Source organism: Photobacterium arenosum, assembly GCF_014841115.1.
Lineage (GTDB): Bacteria > Pseudomonadota > Gammaproteobacteria > Enterobacterales > Vibrionaceae > Photobacterium > Photobacterium arenosum.
The window spans coordinates 133,520-153,568 of record NZ_JACYTP010000009.1 but is presented as its reverse complement, the minus strand read 5'-3'; the positions used below and the strand labels follow the sequence as shown (position 1 = coordinate 153,568).

Here is a 20,049-nt window from a genome sequence, read left to right as displayed (position 1 = left end):
GAATATTCCGTGGTTGGTATCATCATGTTTATCGTTGCCCTGTTTGCCCTGTTACTCGGGTTTCCAGTGGCATTTACCTTCGGCGGCATCGCACTGCTGTTCGGCGTCTGGGCAGAAGGGCCGGAAATCTTTGCATTCATGCCGTTTCGTATCATGAGCATTATGCAAAATACTGTGCTCATGGCCGTACCGCTTTTCGTCTTTATGGGCCTGGTGCTGCAAAAAACCCGCCTGGCAGAACAACTGCTGGAGTCCATGGGGAAACTTTTCGGTAGTGTTCGCGGTGGTCTGGCTATCTCAACAGTATTAGTAGGATCGCTGCTGGCCGCGTCAACCGGCGTGGTCGGGGCTTCTGTTGTCGCAATGGGCCTGATATCCCTGCCTGTTATGATGAAATATCAGTACAGCAAAGGCCTGGCGACAGGCACAATTTGTGCTTCAGGTACCCTGGGTCAGATCATCCCGCCATCCATCGTATTGATTTTGTTGGGTGACGTACTGGGAATTCCGGTTGGCGATCTGTTTCAGGCCGCTATCTGGCCCGGCCTCGCACTGGTACTGGCTTATATCGTTTACATCGTCATTTACAGCTGGTTGAATCCGGAAGCCACCCAGCCGATGGAACGGGATCCCGACCAGTCTCGTCAGCAGGAAGTTATCACGGCACTGAAAGCCGTGTTGCCGCCTCTGGCGCTGATTATCGTGGTGTTAGGGTCAATTTTTGCGGGTATCGCCACCCCTACCGAGTCTGCTGCTTTGGGCGGCATGGGGGCGGTTTTGCTGTCGCTCGTTTACCGCCAGTTCTCATGGCGCATGCTGTATGACAGTGCATTTGAAACCGTCAAAGTAACCGCCATGGTGTTTGGTATCCTGCTAGGTGCGACAGCTTTCTCTATGGCATTCACCTACACAGGCGGTGATTATCTGGTCGAAGAGTGGATGCTGTCTTTACCCGGTGAAGAATGGAGTTTCCTGATCCTGACCATGCTCATCATTCTGATTCTGGGATTTTTCATCGATTTCGTTGAAATCTGCTTTATTGTGGTGCCGATCCTTGCGCCTATTGCCGATGCTATGGGGATCAATATGCTTTGGTTTGCCATTCTGATTGCCATGAATCTGCAAACCTCCTTCCTGACTCCGCCCTTTGGTTTCAGCCTGTTTTACCTTAAAGGCGTTGCGCCTGACGGTATTACCACGCGGGATATTTATAAAGGTGTTATGCCCTTCATTACCATTCAGGTTCTGATCCTGGCCTCTGTCTTAATATTCCCTGGCTTCTACGGACTGTAGCCTTGCAATGAAACCCCGCAAATCTAGAGCTAGCCGGCACTTTTTCCATAAAGTGCCGCTATTTTTCTTTGATATCCCCAACAAATTGTTAACATTCAAGACAACTATGCAATCGCTCAACAGCCCTACGTTTGCAACTATGCCCCTGAAAGTGAAGCTGATCTTACTGACACTGCTCCCATTACTGCTGATCAGCGCTGCGATCAGCTGGATTGCTATCCATCAGGCAACCTCACTCGGGCAAAAAGAAATCGCCACTTTTCGTGCCAGCCTGATCGCATCTAAAGAGCAGGCATTGAAAGACACTGTCGATCTTGCCCTCGATAGCATTAATCACATCTATCAAAACGCCGCAGCCAATGATGAAAAAGCCAAGGCGGAAGTAAAACGTGTTCTGAACGACCTGAGATACGGCAATGACGGCTATTTTTTTGTTTACCATGAAGATGGCACCAATCTGGCCCACCCTGTTTTACCTGAACTGGTCGGAAAAAATTTATTGGATTTGCAGGATAATAATGGCAATTACCTCATTCAGGCACTGATAGAAAAAGCCAAGTCTGGCGGTGGTTTCCATCAGTACCTCTGGCATAAACCCTCCAGTGATTTAATCGTGACAAAGCTCAGTTATGCGGCATGGTTGCCTAAATGGCGCTGGATGATAGGTACCGGCCTGTACATTGAAGATGTCGCCCGCCAAATGGCCAAGGTCGAACAGGGAGTACAGGCTAACATTCGGACGACCTTCATTTCTGTCATTGTTCTGGTTGCCATCACCACTCTGATCATTCTGATCACCACGCTGGCGATCAACCTTCATGAGCACAGGTTAGCAGACAGCCGCTTAAAAGAGCTGGCGTATAAAACTGTCATGTTTCAGGAAGAAGAGAAAAAGCATGTCGCCAGAGAACTCCACGACGGGGTGAACCAGTTGCTGGTTTCCTGCAAGTGCCATCTGGAATTGCTTCAGGACAAAATAGCCAGATCAGACATCGAACAGGCCATACGCCATCGAGGTCTGAGTGAATCCTCCCTGTTGCAGGCCATTGCCGAACTGAGGCGTATCTCGCACAGTCTGCGTCCCAGCTCGTTGGATGACATAGGACTGACTGCGGCACTGGATAACTTGCTCAGTGATTTTTCCGCTTCGACCGGCATACGTGTCAATCGTTCTCTGACACTTGGCAACGCCAGCCTCTCTACAGATATGATGACGACGCTATACCGGGTGGCTCAGGAATCACTGGTGAACATCAGCAAGCATGCTCAGTCTGACGCTATCGATGCAGAACTTTCAGTGATACAGGAAAACTTGCAGTTTATTATTCGCGATAACGGGACGGGATTTAATGTGCAACACGCCATGAATGGCAAAGGAATCGGCCTTCGCAACATGCGTGAACGGCTAGAATTTCTTGGTGGCGAATTGGATATCAGCAGTGAACCGGGGCAAGGAACGGAAATTTTGGTCAACCTCCCTCTGAAACAAGGACTGGACATTTATGGCAAAAATTCAAGTGCTGTTAGTGGATGACCATCAGGTCGTCATGGAAGGATTTAAAGCACGGCTCGACAACGAAGCCAACATCGAAGTGATTGCAACAGCAAATAATGGCGATGAAGCGCTGAAAAAAGCCGAGCAGTGCCAACCCGATGTGGTACTGATGGATATCAGTATGCCGGAAATGAACGGTATTGAAGCCACACGCCATTTCCGTCACCGCTTTCCTGAGATCAAAGTGCTGATCCTGACCATGCATGACAATCGCGAATACATTCTTCAGGTCATGCAGGCCGGTGCAAGCGGTTATATTCTCAAAGAAGTTTCCGCACAGGAAATGGTACAAGCCATAGAAGCCGTGCATCAGGGCGGACGGTATTTTTGCCGACTGGTCGCCGATACCTTATTCGCCACGCCCATTGTGCAGGCTGAGCCTGCTGAAATGGTGCTGGCGGCATTAAGCCGGCGTGAGGAAACTGTACTGCGTCAGGTGGCGCTGGGCAAAAGCAGTAAAAAAATTGCGATGGAACTGGGGATCAGCACCCGAACAGTGGAAACCCACCGTCAGAATATCAAGCATAAACTCAACATGCACTCCACGGCTGAGCTCACCGCTTATGCCGTGAAAGAAAATCTGATTTAGAACAGCCCCAGTTGCGGTGCAATAATGTCGTCAAAATGCCGTCCGATAAACGGCAGGATCCCATCTGCAATCGGCTTCAGCTGTTTGTCTATGTAATGGTCGTAATCAATCTGGCTTTGTCTGGCTTCCACCGGTTCCGGGCCATGTGTGGTGATGACATATTCAATCCAGCCGCCAGTCTGATACTGCAATGGTCGGCCCAGCTGCTGATTAACCTCGTCGGCTCGCCGGGCGGCCCGGACATGGGGCGGTACATTCTTCTGATACTCAGACAAGTGACGGCGTAACCTTTTGCGGTACACCAGTTTGTCGTCAAATGCTCCCTGCCCGGTCATTTCCACGTAAGCACGTACATACTCTTCCACGTCTTCGTCATGAAACACTTTACGGTAAAGAGTCTGCTGAAACTCCTGTGCTAAGGGAGTCCAATCGGTGCGGACCGTCTCCAGCCCTTTAAACACCATCTCTTCAACACCGCTTCGAATCACAAGACCGGCATAACGCTTTTTACTGCCGGTTTCCTGTCCCCGAATCGTCGGCATCAGAAATTTGTGGTAATGGGTTTCGTATTCCAGCTCAAGAGCGGAGGCAAGATTGTAATGCTCTTGCAGATGCCGGGCCCACCAGGCATTGATATCAACCACCAGCCGGGCACCGATGGCATCCGCATCCTCACCGCTGTGGGCCTTTTTCAGCGACACAAACGTCGAATCCGTGTCGCCGTATATCACCTCATAACCCTGCTCTTCAATGCGCTCACGGGTCAGCTTCATAATTTCATGACCCCGCATGGTGATCGAAGAGGCCAGACGATGATCAAAAAAACGGCAGCCTGAGGAACCCAGTACGCCATAAAAAGAGTTCATGATAATTTTTATCGCCTGCGAAAACGCTTTTTCACCGTCTCTTTTCGCCTGGTCGCGTGCGGCCCACAGCGCTTCGATCATTTCGGGCAAAAAATGTTTCTGCCGGTGAAAGCGGCCGCCCCGAAAGCCAGCAATGGCCTGCTGCTCAGATTTCCCCTCATCCAGAAGTAAACCTTCAACCAGCCCCATGGGATCGATACAGAATGTGCGGATTATCGACGGGTACAGCGATTTGAAATCCAGCACCAGCACCGAGTCATACAAACCCGGTTTCGAGTCCATCACATAACCGCCGGGGCTGGCTATCCAGTTTTCGCTTTCAAGATTAGGGGCAACATAACCGGCGCGATGTAACTGAGGTAAATATAGGTTGGTGAATGCAGCAACCGAGCCGCCGACTCTGTCCAGCTCGACGCCCGTCAGCCGGCTACGTTCCAGCGCAAAATCCAGCAAGTGTGTTTTTTCGAAGATCCGGGTAACCAGTTTACAGTCCTGCAGGTTATAGCGTGCCAGTGACACTTTATCTTCGCGGAACATCTGATTAATTTCAGCCATGCGATCGTACACATTGTGAATAGCTTTGCCTTCGCCGAGCAGTTCTTGTGCGACCGATTCCAGCGACCAGGAACGAAAGTTATAAGTGGCCGTTTTCAGCGTATCAATACCGTCCATCACCACCCGGCCCGGAATGGTGATGAAACCGGCATTCGGGTTCTGACTGGACTGGCGCCAGTGCGGCGTCTGCCTGCCACGGCCAAGCCGCAAAGGCAATTTGTGCCATTCTGCACGCCGCAGTAACAAGCGCCAGTCAAAATCCACCACGTTCCAGCCGATAATGACATCAGGATCGTAGCGGATAAACCACTCCTGCATGGCCACCAGCAGGGCTTTTTCATCCCGGACCCATTCAATCCATGTCAGTTGCTCTTGCTCTGCGTTGAGTGGCTCTCCTACCATAATCACCCGGCTGTCAGCCTCGCTGTGCAGACCGACAGAATACAAAACGCCCTTCTCTGAACATTCAATATCCAGTGAGACTACAGACAGTGAAGGCAGATAATCCGCCGATTTGGTTTTCACCTGACGAAATTCGGTATACCCGTCTCTGATAACAGCATTCCCTGCAAAGGCAATTCCACCGCGGATGAAACGCTCCATCAGATAACGGTCAGCAAGCCGGATATCATCTTCAAACACTTTAATGCCTTCTGCTAACAACAATGCGCCAATCCGAAGGCTGGAGCTGATCGTAGCACTGTAGCAGGCCGACATGGTCTGGTGCTGAAAGTCTTTCATGTCCAGCGTGCGCCAGTTGACTGAAAAACCGTGTTGGGTAAGTACAGTGTCTGCCCTTTCCTGCTCGCTGGCCGGAATAAAACACACGGGACTTTCACCGTCGATAACCAGCTGGCAAGGTCCTTGGTCCGTTTTCACCCAGATAACAATCTGAGTCTGCCCTTGCCTGTCCCGGCTTTGACGGGTGAGCACGAACCCCTCAGCTTGCTGAGATAAAGAATGTGTATTTTGCCCAGGTGGAACGTGGGGATGCTTAGCCGATTTTGCGTTCAATTTTATTCCACTCATCAACAAGCCACTGGCCAAAACCCTGCATCAAAAACAAGGAGGCCTTTTTAGGCACTTGTGTCCGGCTCATCAGAATATACGCACGCTCAACGTCGACAGCTTTATCAGGGTAATTTTTCAAAAACAGATCTGTGGCCTCTCTGACTGACAGGGCCAGCACTTTTTCCCGGTGAAACACAAGCGTATATGCCGTCCACAGCATTTTCTTCCCTATATATTCACAGTAGTCAAGGTAATGCTCAGGCACCCGTGTTTTCAGGATTTTCTCCCGGTATTCAATGAGGATGGGTTCAAAAGGCCCATTTAATGATTTTGCCGCGTCCCAGCTGGGTTCGAAAGCACCAAAGCGTCCGGACAAGTCATCGCCCTTGAGGCACACACAGCAATGTCTGAGCCAAAAACCCCACTGAAAAATACCGTCCAGTGACAAGACATCACGCGTAATGGCGAGCCTGATATCCAGACGTTTCACTGCCCTGTAACGCCTGGCAATATGAGTGCTCAGGCTGTGCAGCCGGCTTTTTTCCAGATCGTTCAGTGGCCGCTCAAACACCAGAGTCAGGTTAAGATCGGACTGCCCGGGCACAGCATCACGACGTGCAACGCTACCTGCAAGGTATACGCTGTGAAGTGTGTCTTTGAACAGGACACCGAGGTGTTGCAAAGTCTCATTAATACAGGGTTGAAACACCGGTTGAAAAGGCCGGTTGTTATCAATGACGGGAAGAAAAGTTGGCAATATCTGTTTCCTGGAGCACCGCACTGTCTGCCAGCATCATAGCATGAAAGTGGCAGCCTTAAAGTTGGCGGCAGGCTTAAACGCTGCAATCTCAACCAACTAAGGCCTGCCCGCGCCTGCTACAGCACAATCGTCTGTATCATAGCCATCGACAGGTGGCCTTGGTATACTCCCGGTTCTATTCAATAAAACTGATATTGACCCAAACATGGATAACTTAGACCTGATTTCATACGACGACGTTATTGAAGCTGCCTACGATATTTTTCTGGAAATGGCACAAGACAGTCTGGAACCCGCCGATGTCTTGCTGTTCACGGCTCAGTTTGATGACCGTGGTGCTGCAGAGGTTGTAGAAACCGGAGAAGACTGGCCAGGCCATGTTGGCTTCGCTGTTGATGGCGAAGAATATGCAGAAGTGCGGATCGGGCTGGTGAATGAAGCCAGCGATGAATTAGATGACGTCTTTGCCCGCATGCTGATAAGCCGTAATCCGGACAATAAATTCTGCCACATCTTGTGGAAACGCGACTAATCAGGCGATTAAGTCAGATACAACAAAAAACGGTGCTGATATCAGCACCGTTTTTTTAAATCATACCAATACAGGCGTTTCTTCCTGCTGACAACGTCTGACCCAGAGCAGGCTGGCAATCGCCATCAGCACCATGCACGTCATTATTGCGCCCAGACTGAACTGGTCTTTTGCACTCAGCATAGACGCTACCAGCGTCGCAACACCCGCGCCTAAGTTTTGCAAACCACCCAGCACAGCCCCCGCCGTACCGGCATGGAAAGGAAAAGGCTCCACCGCTGCTGTTGTGGTAACAGGAAAAACAATCCCGGAGCCAATGAAATACAGAAATGCGCCGCCAATCAGTGAACTGACGGTGACTAACCCTGCCATCCCAGGCAACAAAATGGTTATCGCACCGAAGCCAAGTGCTGCCAACCCGACATAAAGCACCCGCTGCTGCCCCATATGCTTGAGCAACAAAGTCGACATCCAGGAGCCCAGCAGATATCCCGGCAATGGCATAACAAATAGCCAGCTCACTGTCGTCGGATCCAGCTTCAGTACATTACCCAGTAATACGCCAGCGGCAGCTTCAAATACAGCCAGCCCTGAAAAGGTTGCCACTAAGCACATGACATACCCCTGAAATTTACGATTACTCAGCACATATTTGTAGCTGACTGTCACACGTTCTACCCTGCGCTTCTCAGCAGGCAGGGTTTCGGTGAAGCGGGATAAAATGATCAAGGTAACGGCAGCACCCAACGCCAGTAAAAACACATAACTTGCCGACCAGCCAAATGCCTCGGACAGGTATCCGCCCAGTACCGGCGCAATCAGCGGCGAGAAAATAATGCCCATGCTGACCAGGCTGTTTACTTTGTGCAGCTCTGCACCTTCGTAACAGTCCCGGGTAATGGTTCTGCACATTGCGCCACCGCACCCGGTTCCCATGCCCTGAATAAAACTGGCAAGCAGAAAAACTTCAAACGAAGGGGCAAAAAGCGCCAGTATTGTGCCGAGTATGAAAATACACATACCGGCCAACATCACAGGCTTACGTCCAATCCGATCCGATAAAGGGCCGTAGACGAACTGAGACAGGCCGTACGGAATGAGATACGCGGCCATCACAGCCTGCAAGAAAGCGGGCTTAATGCTGAATACCGCTGCCATTTGTGGGATCGCTGGCACGTACATGGTTTGGGTCATTTGCCCAACGGCGGCCAGAATAATAATCAGGAACAACATTTTTGCCACACTGGCAGAATAAGATTGCCTTTGCACAACCTCACTCCTTACAACAATACAAAGAAAAAGATAAGTTCAAGTCATCATAAGTCAATGCGGAGAGTGAACGTTGAGAAATGGCTGCAGAATCGACCATTTGCATCAAGTAGCCTTATGACGAGCTTTCGAGCGGGATAGTAATGGCAGGCAAGGCAAACAACAAGTAAATCCTAACCTAATCAGCACGATACTTTATTATAATTCGGATTATAAAAACTAATCTTAAAATTGCGGTTTTCCGGGCAAAAAAAAGCGAGCATTTCAGCTCGCTTTACAATCGGCTTTTATCCGGTTTCAGTCAAAATGAAAACGGTGTTTACCACGGCTGGCTTTGGCACGAAGGTAATTTTCATTGCCCTCTTTCAAGTGTGCTTTTGTACCCACTACTTCTTCAATCGAAATGCCTAAAGCTTCCAGGTCCTGAATTTTTTTCGGGTTATTAGTGATCAACCTGATGCTTTCAACACCTAGTGCTTTGAGCATTTGTGCCGCTTCGGAAAAATCCCGGAGATCATCACCAAATCCCAAATGATTATTCGCTTCGTAGGTATTCATACCCTGGCTCTGCAGCAGGTAGGCATCGATTTTGTTATACAAACCAATACCACGGCCCTCCTGACGCAGATACAAGATAATGCCACCTTCTTCAGCCATCCGTTCTATGGTTTCATCTAACTGCTCACCACAGTCGCAACGTGACGAATGAAAAACATCCCCGGTAAGGCATTCAGAGTGCATCCGAACCAAAGGAGGGAGTTGTTGTTTATCTGCATCACGGAAAATAAGCGCAACATGCTCTTTTCCTGAAGCTAGGCCATCAAAAGAGAGAATATCGGCAGGGATATGGCTTTTCGTACCGACTTTAAAGGGGACTCTGGCCCTTACATTTACCATTTTGTTTTATTACCTCTCATACAACCACAGTCTGACGACAATTGATTGCTATGTTATCTACCGACACAGTTCATTAGACCGCTGACTTCAATGCGCTGTTGGTATGCATGTGGCGCTGATGATATCTAAAATTATGACACTAAAACAGTCATCACCGTTGACTTATGCTCCGGTGCCACCCACTAAAAGTGTTATAACATAACAATTAAGTCATGAGCAATGATGATTGTTGTCAGAGATAAAGGGCCCTGCATACCTCAGAGCCTCTGCTCTAGCCCTGAAACTGATCGTGAATCTCCTGACTAAAGCGAAGTAAGGTATCAAGGATACGCTCACCATCCGCCCGCAGCCCGTTATGCTCGAACTCATTCGTCATCCAGGCTTTACTGTTTGGGATACCGGCCAGGGTGTCACGGCTGTAATCGAATTCCACGTACATGTCTTCGACATAAACCGCTGCAGCCAGCGGGACCTTGTTAGCGGCCAGCTGACTGGCATCATATAACGCTGGCCAATCTGCTTTTTCTGCCAGAATAGCTGCCGCTTCTCGCAATGGTTTCAGGGTGTCGAGCTGCTCAAACATCCACGGATAAACCATTTCTCCGGTAAAACAAAAATCTTGGCCGGGCTGATAATGACATTGCGGGTATTCATCGCGCACCCGGTGCGCAGACCAGCGGGACGCCTGATGCTGACAATAAATTGATTCGTGCAAAATCGCATAAATCGGATTGGTCTGGTAAGACTGCTCCGCCAGCATGGCGTTAAGGAAGCTATAGCTGAGTTCCGGTTGCCCGCTCACCTCGACAAATGCACTCTCCAGCTGATAATAGAGCGCCAGATCCCCGCCACTTCTGCCGAGATTGATGCCAATCAGCTGAAACTGCTCAACAGTAAATCGTTGCCCGTTCGGCAGAAAAACATCTTGGGTCAATACATGATCCGCAATGCGATTACACAATGCCTGAGCGGCAGGAAAACGCTGAAAGAAAGCCGCATTTTTATCCAGCACCCGGCGATAGGTTGCCCGGTACACCTCATCAGCATGGCCAGAAATTGGAGGAATTCCGCCAGTTACACAGGCGCTCACCAGGCTGTCCGGGTAAAAAGAAAGATAATGCAGAGCGCAAAAACCACCAAAGCTTTGCCCAAGCAGTGACCATTGTTTGATCCCCAACGCTTCCCGAATAGCTTCTGCGTCACGCACTATATTATCTGCCCGAAAATGGCTCAGGTAATCGGCTTGCTGCTGCGCCGTTAACCCTGCCAGAGTCTGCGCATGGACCGGCTCACTCTGTCCGGTGCCCCGCTGATCGAGCAGCAGGACTCTGTAATCTTTCAATGCCCGCTTCAACCAGCCACTTTCGGCCTCCGGTCTCGGTGATGGGAAACCCGGCCCCCCCTGCAGATAAACCAACCAGGGTAAATCGCTGCTTTTCTTGCCTCTCGCCACCACTTCACGGGCAAATACACGAATCTTTTGGCCTTCAGGGTGGTGGTAATCCAAAGGCAGTTGAAAAACGTGGGGCTGACAGAACATGTCCCCAATATAAAAACCTGATTGCATCATTTTCTCCATGCACCAACGGAGGACTTTCCGTCTCTACCTGGTGCCATGTGCCAAAGGATGGTCACTGTCACCGGTTATGGCCATCACGCCACTGGTACGTCATTGTGTATCGAGTACTGAAAATCAGGTTATTGCCTGACTGTCGTTTTGTTGTTCAGCATATCAGCAAAATACACCAAAAATTCACGGCCGATTTCCTTACCTTGCATGTAATCAAGATTCAGATCCTGCTGGCTGCTCAACAAAGCCTTACTATGCAGGGCTTTTTGCGGCGCAATCTGGATCACTTTCAGTTCCTCAGGAGGATGAATAAGGAAATCATTAACATCTTTGTAGGTTTGATAGTAGCGGTTGAGCATATCAAACACTTCAGAACGTTTACCGGTTAAGGACAGAAAACGCTCTACATTCAACCCACTGAGCCATTTACGGTAACCATTCACCGCTTTTTTCTCTTCTTCGAGCTCTTTATTCATTTCATCGGCTGCGATCATGCCTTGTGTTTCTTTATCCAGCCACAAACGCTTCCAATTATCGAAACGGTCGGTCAGTTCATGACGCACCGCTTTCACGCGGTCGAGAGATTCATTCAGGCTGAATCGCTCAATATATTCCGGCAGGGCAACTTCGATGCGCTCTCTCCAGTCATCCAGCACCCCCGGTGTTTGCTGTATCATCTGCAAAGGTTCGGTACGAACCACTATGACCAGCTCAGCCCCTCGCTTCCAGGCTTCCTTCACAGGTACAGCCGCACTTACTCCGCCATCGACCCATTCAAGTTCATTGAGACTAACGGGTAGATTATAAAGCAGTGGAATGGCACAGGACGCGCGCAGTACATCACGCCAGTTGTCTTCGTACATAGGCAGGTAGATATCCTGCAAGGTATCTTTGCGCGTGGCACAGGCAAGTGCCTGACGATACGTCAATACGCGACGGGCCGTCGAGACATCTAAAGGCGTTTTGCCATTGAGGCCAATCTGATCAAAGGCCCAGTCCAGATTCATCGGCTTTTGCTGACTCAGATAATGGTAGAGATTAAAAAACTCTTGTTGGGTAGTCAGGTTAACGATGAAGTCATGGCCAAACTTGGGTTGGCGGCTGATGAAAGAGGAAAGGTTCAGCGCGCCGGCAGATGTACCGATGTAGAGTTCGAACGGGTCAAATCCGGCTTCCAGAAAGGCATCAAAAACACCGGCAGTGAAAATGCCGCGCTGCCCGCCCCCTTGAACCACCAGTGCAATTTTTTGCTTTTTTGATTCCGACAATTTTGCAGAAAATGTGTCGACAAGACTGTCATCCAGATCCCCGAGACTAAAAGGCAAGTGATTCATACACCTAACTCACTCTGTTAAAAAACAAAAACCTTCCCCTCATTTCATTGTAAGGCGAATGCTCAACAACAGGAGAAAAATAATAACAGGGTGATATATAACGATTAATGCGTTATTGCCGTCAACCCAAATCCGAAAAGGACTATCATAATGATAACGGCAACGGTTAACGCCATTTTAAATTCAGGGGTTAAATGATTCATATACGCTCCATATTTACTATCACTGTGAGTGCGGGCTACCAGCACCATTCACTGGTACTAACACTAGCAGATTGTAGGGCTGAGCGTGCACCTTGACCATACAATAAACATGGTTTTAGGGCGACTATCACAATTATTTGATACTGGCGCAAGGAAGGAAAAATGGCATTAAATAACAATCATTTATTCATAATGTGCATTGTCTCTGCTCTGGCAATCACACCTGAAACACAAGCGAGTTCGCAAAAACCAATCTATGTGACGCCGTATTGGGGTTACTCCTTTCCGGATAGTATTGAGTCTGAGGGCGGGATGACAATATCCCCGGATAACGTGGGTCTTTTCGGTGTCACCATTGAAGGTAATTACGGAAAACAATCATTATTCAATGGCCGGATTGGATTTACTGCACAGCACATGAAAATGCAAACCAAAGGCTTTGATGACGACGGCAGTGCAACGTTTTTTCATTTTCAAAGCAGCAGCCATTATCGCGTAGCCCCTATGCTTACCAGCTTTATCGGCTTAAGTCTGGGTGGGACACTCATGGATGTCAGTTGGTCAAAACAGAATATTTTATTGTCGGGCGGCGCCTTTTTTGGTTCTGACTTTTTCATCAATAACAACACCAGAATTCGGTTAGAAGCCAGATGGTTAGCCAGCCGTGTTGACGGAAACACCACTGCTGATTGCCAAGGTACGGCAGGAATACAAGCCTGTGACGTGAATATCGATAGTGACTGGTTGAGTGTGTATCAAACCAATCTTGGTGTCAGCTTTGTGTTCTGAAAGAAAATAGTAAACTACTTACTTAGTACAATTAGTCTTCAAAATGTTGCAAAAGTCTAATTTTTGACTATTTATTAGTCATCGACGCTAAAAAATTAAAATAAAACAATTCACTCAATAATCACAGCATTACGGTGTGATCGTCTAAACATTTCGTTAACAACTTGTTATTTCCACAGTACGGAGGAATAAGTCAATAGTAATGCCTATTTATAACCAATAGTCCAAAACTTACTGTCTATTGCGCTGGTAAGTATCAGTGGTTAATCTCGTTTTAACTGCGTGGGGTTTCAAACCAAATTCCACGATACAGGAAGTAAATACTTAGAATAAAAAACTTAATAGATACTGTTTCATAGAGAAAAACAGTACACAAGGAGATACTTATGAAACGCGAACAATGGGGAACCCGAGCCGGATTTATTCTGGCAGCCGTGGGTTCTGCTATAGGATTAGGGAATATCTGGCGTTTCCCCTATATGGCTTACGAAAACGGCGGCGGCGCATTTTTTATTCCATACCTTTTCGCCATGATAACGGCCGGTATTCCATTCATGATTATGGAATTCAGCCTGGGACATAAGCTGCGTGGTGCAGCACCAAGAGCGTTTTCCAAGCTAGGTGTGAAACTGGAATGGCTGGGCTGGTTCCAGGTATTCATTGCTTCTGTCATCGCCGTTTATTACGTCGCTGTTATCGGTTGGGCCATCTCATACCTGGGCTTTGCATTCACTCAAAGCTGGGGAAGTGATACTAACGCTTTCTTCTTTAGTGAATATCTGAAACTCGGGGATAACTCGCCAAGTAATCTGGGTGGACTACAACTGCACATCGCCATTCCGATGATCATCGCTTGGGGTATCACATTCGCGGCTATTTTCACCGGTGTTAAAGGTGGTATTGAGCGCGCGAGCAAAATCATGATGCCTTTGTTGTTCCTGATGGTGCTGGCGCTAATTGCCCGAGTTATTTTCCTGGATGGTGCACTGAACGGTCTGAACTACCTGTTCCAGCCTGATTTCAGCAAAATCCTGGATGCAAAAGTGTGGTCTGCTGCCTATGGGCAAATCTTCTTCACCCTGAGTGTCGGTTTTGCCATCATGATCGCCTACTCCAGCTACCTGCCTGAGAAATCCGACATCAGTAACAATGCCTTTATGACGGTATTGATCAACTGTGGCTTCTCTATGGTAGCGGGTATTCTGATTTTCTCTGTGCTTGGCTATATGGCTCAGGAACAGGCTAAACCGCTTACTGAAGTCGTTTCTGCCGGTGTGGGTCTGGCCTTCGTCACCATTCCTGCGGCAATAAACCTGTTACCGGCTCCGTATATTCTTGGCCCGGTGTTCTTCCTGGCTCTGGTTGTTGCGGGTTTGAGCTCACACATTTCAATCATTGAAGCTGTGACCTCGGCGGTAATGGATAAGCTGAAATGGTCGCGTAAAAAAGCAGCTTCCGTAGTTTGTGGAGTTGGCTTTATCGTCTCGATGGCGTTTGCAACCAATGGTGGCCTGCTGCTGCTGGATCTGGTTGATTACTTCATCAACAACGTTGCCCTGCTGGCAAGCTGCCTGATTGAATTGCTGGTTATTGGCTGGTTGCTGAAAGTCTCTGACATTCGCAGCTATGTGAACAGCATTTCTGAGTTCTCTATCGGTAAATGGTTTGAAATTTGTATCCGCTTTATCAGCCCAATCATGCTGGCAATCATCCTGGGTACGAACCTGACCAACACCTTTAATAACGGCTACGGTGGTTACGAAACGTCTGATTTGCTAATGCTGGGTTGGGGCCTGGTAGCAGCGATGTTTGTGATTGCAGTGATTATCAATGTTGCATCTAAACCACTAGAGAATAAAGAGGTATAAGTATGACTGCTGGTGCTATCATCATGATGCTATTCGGCCTGGGTATTACCTGGGGAGGCGCAGCTTACTGCATCTCAGTAGCGATGAAAAACAAGGGGTAACCCTTTGCTAACAAGAGGCCTGCGGGCCTCTTGTTGTATTCTCCTCAGACATATTACAGTTGATTCACACTCAAAAGTGCGCTTTGATTCATATTCGTTGAACGATGTGAACGAATGATACCAAGATCTCTTTCCTTTCAGACGCTTCTACCGCTACAATTTGCCAAAATACTCCGAAAGCTTGAACACCATGATGACATGGCGTTAATAGCTTCTATCAAACAGTTCAAGGAAAGACCATGAAGTTTCCAGCTCTTGTTCTCTCGTTCGCCCTGCTACCTACTACTGCTTTCGCTTCCACACAAACTTGCGAAAGCAATAAATACCACCAGTACATTGATGCTTCTCTTGAGTGGTACCAGAACCTGGTCCAGCTGACTGTGCAAAAAGATCCCGATTTACAGGAAGTCGGCGACTGGTTCATGGAAGGAAGAACCCACCATTTTGAATTGAAACGTGAAGCCGTTGACTGGTACCTGGCAAACGATAAAAGCCATTTAGACCTGTCACAATCTGTCGAATCCTGGCTTAAGCTGACTCAGCAAGACATTAAAACACTATCTGCCCAGCAAGGTAGCCTCGGCGATTACGCGAAGAAAGTCTTTGAGGATCGTCAAAGCACGCCACACCCGAAAAATTATGAGCTTCGCAGCGCTTTTGCCGACCTGCTAACCCACCCGGATGACATTGATAAGCCACTCAAAGAATACAACCGACAAATGAGCGCTATTGCTGCCACTCAGTGCGAATAACGCTCACCCGACTGGCACCGGACGTGACACGTTCGGTGCATTCTGATAAAAATTTCAAGACAATTATCCTCATTTCCAGTAAATTAGCCGGATTTGCCGACGTTAACTAAAAGTAACAACTCATTATGGCAGTGGAAAACAGACAAGCTGAAGCATCTCTTGATACCCTGCACCGTATCTTTACCGTGCCGGAAGCCCCCGACTCCACGCTTGGTCGGATCGAGAAAGAGATCTCCGAAAACCTCAACGCCTTTTTACAGACTCACATTGCCGCCCAGGAAAAGCCGCTGACTGAAATTGAAAAAGATTTCTCTTGTGCTTCTGTGCCAGAGCAACCCAGTTTTGTCTCTGAACATACACATTTCTTACTGGAAAAATTGGTTGCTCAGTCTGTTCACACATCCGCACCCACTTTCATTGGTCATATGACATCGGCTCTGCCCTACTTTTTGATGCCGCTGTCAAAGATCATGATTGGCCTCAACCAGAACCTGGTGAAAATCGAGACCTCAAAGGCCTTCACGCCACTTGAGCGGCAGGTACTGGGGATTCTCCACAATCTGATCTACGGTGAAAGAGATGCGTTTTATCAACGCTGGATGCACAGTGCTGAACATTCTTTAGGCGCATTTTGTTCGGGCGGAACAATAGCGAATATCACCGCACTATGGGTTGCCCGTAACAACCTGCTAAAGCCAGAAGGTGATTTTAAAGGGGTCGCGCAGGAAGGCCTTTTTCGGGCGATGAAACATTACGGCTATGATGATCTGGCTGTACTGGTGTCGGAACGCGGGCATTATTCACTGAAAAAAGCCGCCGATGTGCTCGGCATTGGCAGAGACTGCCTGATTGCGATCAAAACCGACGAAAATAATAAGATCTGTACCGAAGATCTGCAGAACACCATCGAAAGTCTCAAAGCCAGAAATATCAAACCCTTTGCGATTGTTGGCGTTGCCGGAACGACAGAAACAGGCAACATCGATCCGTTGGATGAATTAGCCGATATCGCTCTCGCGCACAATTGCCATTTCCATGTTGATGCGGCCTGGGGTGGTGCGACCTTGATGTCCAATAAATACCGTCCATTACTGAAAGGCATCGAGCGAGCAGATTCAGTAACCATTGATGCCCATAAACAGCTGTATATCCCTATGGGTGCGGGTATGGTGATTTTTAAAAATCCCGCCTCTATGGCTGCAATTGAACATCATGCAGAATACATACTCCGTAAAGGCTCCAAAGATCTTGGCAGCCATACGCTTGAAGGATCCAGAAATGGTATGGCGATGCTGGTGTTTGCCAGCCTGAATATTATCAGCCGCCAGGGATATGAATTACTGATCAACAACAGTATCGAGAAAGCCCGCTACTTTGCTGAGCTGATCAAATCTGACCCCGAGTTTGAACTGATATCAGCACCAGAGCTGTGCTTGCTGACTTATCGTTACGTGCCTGAAGATACACAAAAGGCACTGGCTATTGCTAACGATGAAGACAAACAGGCCATTCACGAAGCCCTGAACGATCTGACTCAGTACATCCAGAAACGTCAGCGTGAATCGGGTAAGTCTTTTGTCTCGCGAACACGTTTGATGCCAGAACAATGGGATCGCCGGATCACTACAGTCTTTCGTGTGGTACTGGCTAACCCTCTGACAACACCAGACATTCTGAGTGATGTGCTCAAAGAGCAGAAGCAACTGGCATTAACCAGCCAGCAAAGCTTGCCAAAGATTAACGCAATAACAGCGCGCATTCTTTCTCAAGCCAATCTCAGTCATTAAAACGCACCATAAAAAAACGGACAGTAAACTGTCCGTTTTTTTGTATAAATAGCTATCAGGCTGACTTTACATCATCGCTATCATCAATGCGCTTATGCCCTTCCGTCAGGTGGACAAAATCGATCAGATCATCACCAGTCACTTGAAATGCCTGGCCGAAACCTTTAACAAACAGGCCGTGAGTCGGCTCTAGACGGAATAGTTTGAAATCCTCCAGGCCACTCAGCCCGTCAACAATCTCACCGAAACGCGCTTTTAACGCTGTAACACCCAATTGCCAGCGCTCAGTGTCACGTTCTACCAGTACAACATTGGCTTCGAATGTTAAACGGGTACGCGCATAAATCGTTTTAGAGGTTGCTTCATCTTCGATCATCATCAGAGATACCTGCGGATTTTCCAGCAGATTTCGGGCATGTCGGGCGATTTTCGAAATGAGCACATAGTATCCGTCATCCAACAAAGCAAATGGCGCATAGCTCACATTCGGCTTTCCTTCTGAGTCTACTGTTGCCAACTGCAGTGTCTGACAAGCATCTCTGAACGCCTGAATTTGTGGCTCCAGACGGTTTTGCAGACGTTCTTGTTTCACTTCGCTCATTACACTTCTTCTCCAACAAAAGCCTGTTTCAACGAATTAAATTTCTCAACTTGCTCAGGGATAAGCTGTCGCTTTTCATCCCTGCCAAGGTAAATTTTAAAAATACACTCACCATTGTCTGCCAGAAAACCAATGAAATAACTTTCATTTCCTTGCATAGGTTTACTGACTAAAACCACATCCGACACGCGATCAAGCTTCAGGTGGCCATGCATTTCACCCGCTTTCCCAATCAGATTGTAGTATCCACGCGCTTCTTTACCTTTCGGAAATGGCGCCTTTACTTCAAAGATTGATCCCATAGAGTGAACAATGGTTGTCATCATTCCCCACTCCGGCAGCACCTCTAAAATAGCCTGAGCATGCTCCCCTGCAATATGGGTAACAAGTTCATCCGGTAAGGCCAGGATGATTTCGCCCTCAGTCACACCCAGCTTTTCCGCTATCAGCACTGCGTGCAAATTCGGGTTTTCTTCCAGCATCGCACCAACTTCTGTTTTCAGCGTTGCCAAACTGAATTTCTCAAACACTCACGCTCTCCTTCATCATGCTGCTTGCAAAGTCGGCCCTCATAGCCTGTCAGCCTTATCGGCATGCAGAAGCACAGCAACACACAAAAAATAATGATAATTAATTGTATTTGTAAAAATGATAAGGTGCTCTATGTCCTTTTGCAAATGATAATTGATATTGTTTAGCATTCATGGATAATGACGCGATTAATAATAATTATCACTTGTGATAACAATATCATTTGTGTGATATTGATTTTCATCTGTATTTCATTTGAGATATTTTGTCAGAACTCCATAAGCAATTGATATTTCTTTGATTTATCAAGACTATCTGCAATCACATTGAGGGATTTTCATGAAACGCGCCGTACTGTCTGTTGCTCTTTTCTTCGCTGCCACATCTGCATGGGCAGAAGAACGAATAATCAGTGCAGGTTCCGGCATTACCGAACTCATAGTGGCAATGGGCGCAGAGAGTCAGCTTGTTGGTGTCGATATCACCAGTAAAGCTTATACCGGTAATGGCATTCCAACCCTTGGTTATCACAGACAGCTTTCCGCGGAAAGCATCATCGCGCTGACGCCCGACCGGGTCGTGGGTTCTAAAGAAATGGGGCCTGAAACTACACTCTCTCTGCTTCGCCAGGCGGGTATCTCAGTCGACATCCTTAATTCGGGCGATACCATTAATGATCTGCTCAAGCGTGTCGAGCAAGTAGGTCAACTCACGGGGAAACAGGCCCAGGCAACACAGCTAAACAGCCAGATTCAACAGCAAGTGAAGCGAATTGAATCGCGTCTGGCAGACAAACACACACCTAAACGTATTCTCTTTCTGACCATTCATGCCGGGCGAGCACCTATGGTTGGGGGACGCCACACCACTGCGGATACGGTTATCAGGCTCGCAGGCGGCATGAATCCAGCGGCTACAGCCATTGAATCTTACAAACCCTTATCTGCGGAAGCTATGGTGGAGATGCAACCTGATATCATCCTGCTAAGTACTCATGCCAGCCAGTCGATAGGCGGACTCAACGGTCTGTTAAAAAGCTTACCCTTACTGGCAGCGACACCTGCTGGTCAGAACAATGCGTTATATACCATTGACGGTACTGCCCTGATTGGCGGCTTGAACCTGAAGAGTCTTGAAGAAGCCGAGCGATTGAATCAGGTTCTGTATGGCCAGTAAAACCATGTCT

The 20,049-nt window shown here is 48.1% G+C and carries 18 protein-coding genes; 10 read left to right on the top strand and 8 right to left on the bottom strand.

The genetic code is table 11. The annotated features are described in order from the left end of the window. Nucleotides 1-9 precede the first annotated feature (9 nt). The 3 genes from IFO68_RS14665 (at nt 10) to IFO68_RS14655 (ending at nt 3,437) form a co-directional block, all read left to right on the top strand. Complete coding sequence (locus tag IFO68_RS14665; RefSeq protein ID WP_192016592.1) at nt 10-1,293, top strand: TRAP transporter large permease; 1,284 nt, start codon at nt 10-12, stop codon at nt 1,291-1,293. 139 nt (nt 1,294-1,432) lie between these two features. Then, the gene (locus IFO68_RS14660; protein ID WP_192016646.1) at nt 1,433-2,827 is read left to right on the top strand and encodes a cache domain-containing protein; all 1,395 of its coding nucleotides are present in this window, start codon (nt 1,433-1,435) and stop codon (nt 2,825-2,827) included. Next, nucleotides 2,796-3,437 (top strand): response regulator transcription factor, encoded by a 642-nt coding sequence (locus IFO68_RS14655; RefSeq protein ID WP_192016591.1) that lies wholly within the window; start codon nt 2,796-2,798, stop codon nt 3,435-3,437. The genes IFO68_RS14660 and IFO68_RS14655 overlap by 32 nt, the downstream gene beginning before the upstream one ends. Here the strand turns inward: IFO68_RS14655 and IFO68_RS14650 are convergent. Both IFO68_RS14650 and IFO68_RS14645 read right to left on the bottom strand, forming a co-directional pair. Next, the gene (locus IFO68_RS14650) at nt 3,434-5,791 is read right to left on the bottom strand and encodes a DNA polymerase II (protein WP_419555447.1); all 2,358 of its coding nucleotides are present in this window, start codon (nt 5,789-5,791) and stop codon (nt 3,434-3,436) included. The genes IFO68_RS14655 and IFO68_RS14650 overlap by 4 nt on opposite strands. A 61-nt stretch (nt 5,792-5,852) precedes the next feature. Next, a complete protein-coding gene (locus tag IFO68_RS14645) occupies nt 5,853-6,626 on the bottom strand; it encodes a nucleotidyltransferase domain-containing protein (RefSeq protein WP_192016589.1) in 774 nt (257 codons plus the stop codon). Nucleotides 6,627-6,834: 208 nt separating this feature from the next. On the opposite strand from IFO68_RS14645, the gene IFO68_RS14640 reads away from it, so the two are divergent. Then, nucleotides 6,835-7,161 (top strand): HI1450 family dsDNA-mimic protein, encoded by a 327-nt coding sequence (locus tag IFO68_RS14640; protein ID WP_192016588.1) that lies wholly within the window; start codon nt 6,835-6,837, stop codon nt 7,159-7,161. Nucleotides 7,162-7,221: 60 nt separating this feature from the next. On the opposite strand, the gene emrD is transcribed toward IFO68_RS14640, so the two are convergent. From emrD to IFO68_RS14620, 4 genes are all read right to left on the bottom strand, one after another. Further along, entirely contained in the window at nt 7,222-8,430 is a 1,209-nt protein-coding gene (gene emrD / locus IFO68_RS14635; RefSeq protein ID WP_192016587.1) for a multidrug efflux MFS transporter EmrD, read from the bottom strand. A gap of 297 nt (nt 8,431-8,727) precedes the next feature. Next, nucleotides 8,728-9,327, bottom strand: coding sequence for a GTP cyclohydrolase II (locus tag IFO68_RS14630; RefSeq protein WP_192016586.1), 600 nt, complete (start codon nt 9,325-9,327; stop codon nt 8,728-8,730). A gap of 271 nt (nt 9,328-9,598) precedes the next feature. Further along, nucleotides 9,599-10,894 carry an alpha/beta fold hydrolase gene (locus tag IFO68_RS14625; protein WP_192016645.1) on the bottom strand — a complete coding sequence of 432 codons (1,296 nt, stop codon included), beginning with the start codon at nt 10,892-10,894 and terminating at the stop codon, nt 9,599-9,601. A gap of 131 nt (nt 10,895-11,025) precedes the next feature. Further along, nucleotides 11,026-12,231 (bottom strand): patatin-like phospholipase family protein, encoded by a 1,206-nt coding sequence (locus IFO68_RS14620; protein WP_192016585.1) that lies wholly within the window; start codon nt 12,229-12,231, stop codon nt 11,026-11,028. Nucleotides 12,232-12,596: 365 nt separating this feature from the next. Here IFO68_RS14620 and IFO68_RS14615 point away from each other — a divergent pair, with 365 nt between their 5' ends. The 5 genes from IFO68_RS14615 to panP all read left to right on the top strand — a co-directional run bounded on the left by IFO68_RS14615 (nt 12,597) and on the right by panP (nt 17,731). Next, nucleotides 12,597-13,223 (top strand): hypothetical protein, encoded by a 627-nt coding sequence (locus IFO68_RS14615; RefSeq protein ID WP_192016584.1) that lies wholly within the window; start codon nt 12,597-12,599, stop codon nt 13,221-13,223. 386 nt (nt 13,224-13,609) lie between these two features. Beyond that, nucleotides 13,610-15,091, top strand: coding sequence for a sodium-dependent transporter (locus IFO68_RS14610; RefSeq protein ID WP_192016583.1), 1,482 nt, complete (start codon nt 13,610-13,612; stop codon nt 15,089-15,091). 2 nt (nt 15,092-15,093) lie between these two features. After that, a complete protein-coding gene (locus tag IFO68_RS14605; protein ID WP_120510723.1) occupies nt 15,094-15,192 on the top strand; it encodes a MetS family NSS transporter small subunit in 99 nt (32 codons plus the stop codon). A 239-nt stretch (nt 15,193-15,431) separates the two neighbouring features. Continuing rightward, nucleotides 15,432-15,944, top strand: coding sequence for a hypothetical protein (locus IFO68_RS14600; RefSeq protein ID WP_192016582.1), 513 nt, complete (start codon nt 15,432-15,434; stop codon nt 15,942-15,944). A gap of 125 nt (nt 15,945-16,069) precedes the next feature. Beyond that, complete coding sequence (gene panP / locus IFO68_RS14595) at nt 16,070-17,731, top strand: pyridoxal-dependent aspartate 1-decarboxylase PanP (RefSeq protein ID WP_192016581.1); 1,662 nt, start codon at nt 16,070-16,072, stop codon at nt 17,729-17,731. Between the two features lie 55 nt (nt 17,732-17,786). On the opposite strand, the gene hutZ is transcribed toward panP, so the two are convergent. Both hutZ and hutX read right to left on the bottom strand, forming a co-directional pair. Beyond that, nucleotides 17,787-18,332 (bottom strand): heme utilization protein HutZ, encoded by a 546-nt coding sequence (hutZ, locus tag IFO68_RS14590; protein WP_192016580.1) that lies wholly within the window; start codon nt 18,330-18,332, stop codon nt 17,787-17,789. Beyond that, the gene (gene hutX / locus IFO68_RS14585; RefSeq protein WP_192016644.1) at nt 18,332-18,814 is read right to left on the bottom strand and encodes a heme utilization cystosolic carrier protein HutX; all 483 of its coding nucleotides are present in this window, start codon (nt 18,812-18,814) and stop codon (nt 18,332-18,334) included. The genes hutZ and hutX overlap by 1 nt, the downstream gene beginning before the upstream one ends. Before the next feature lie 388 nt (nt 18,815-19,202). Here hutX and IFO68_RS14580 point away from each other — a divergent pair, with 388 nt between their 5' ends. Then, entirely contained in the window at nt 19,203-20,039 is an 837-nt protein-coding gene (locus tag IFO68_RS14580; protein ID WP_192016579.1) for a heme/hemin ABC transporter substrate-binding protein, read from the top strand. Nucleotides 20,040-20,049: the final 10 nt, after the last annotated feature.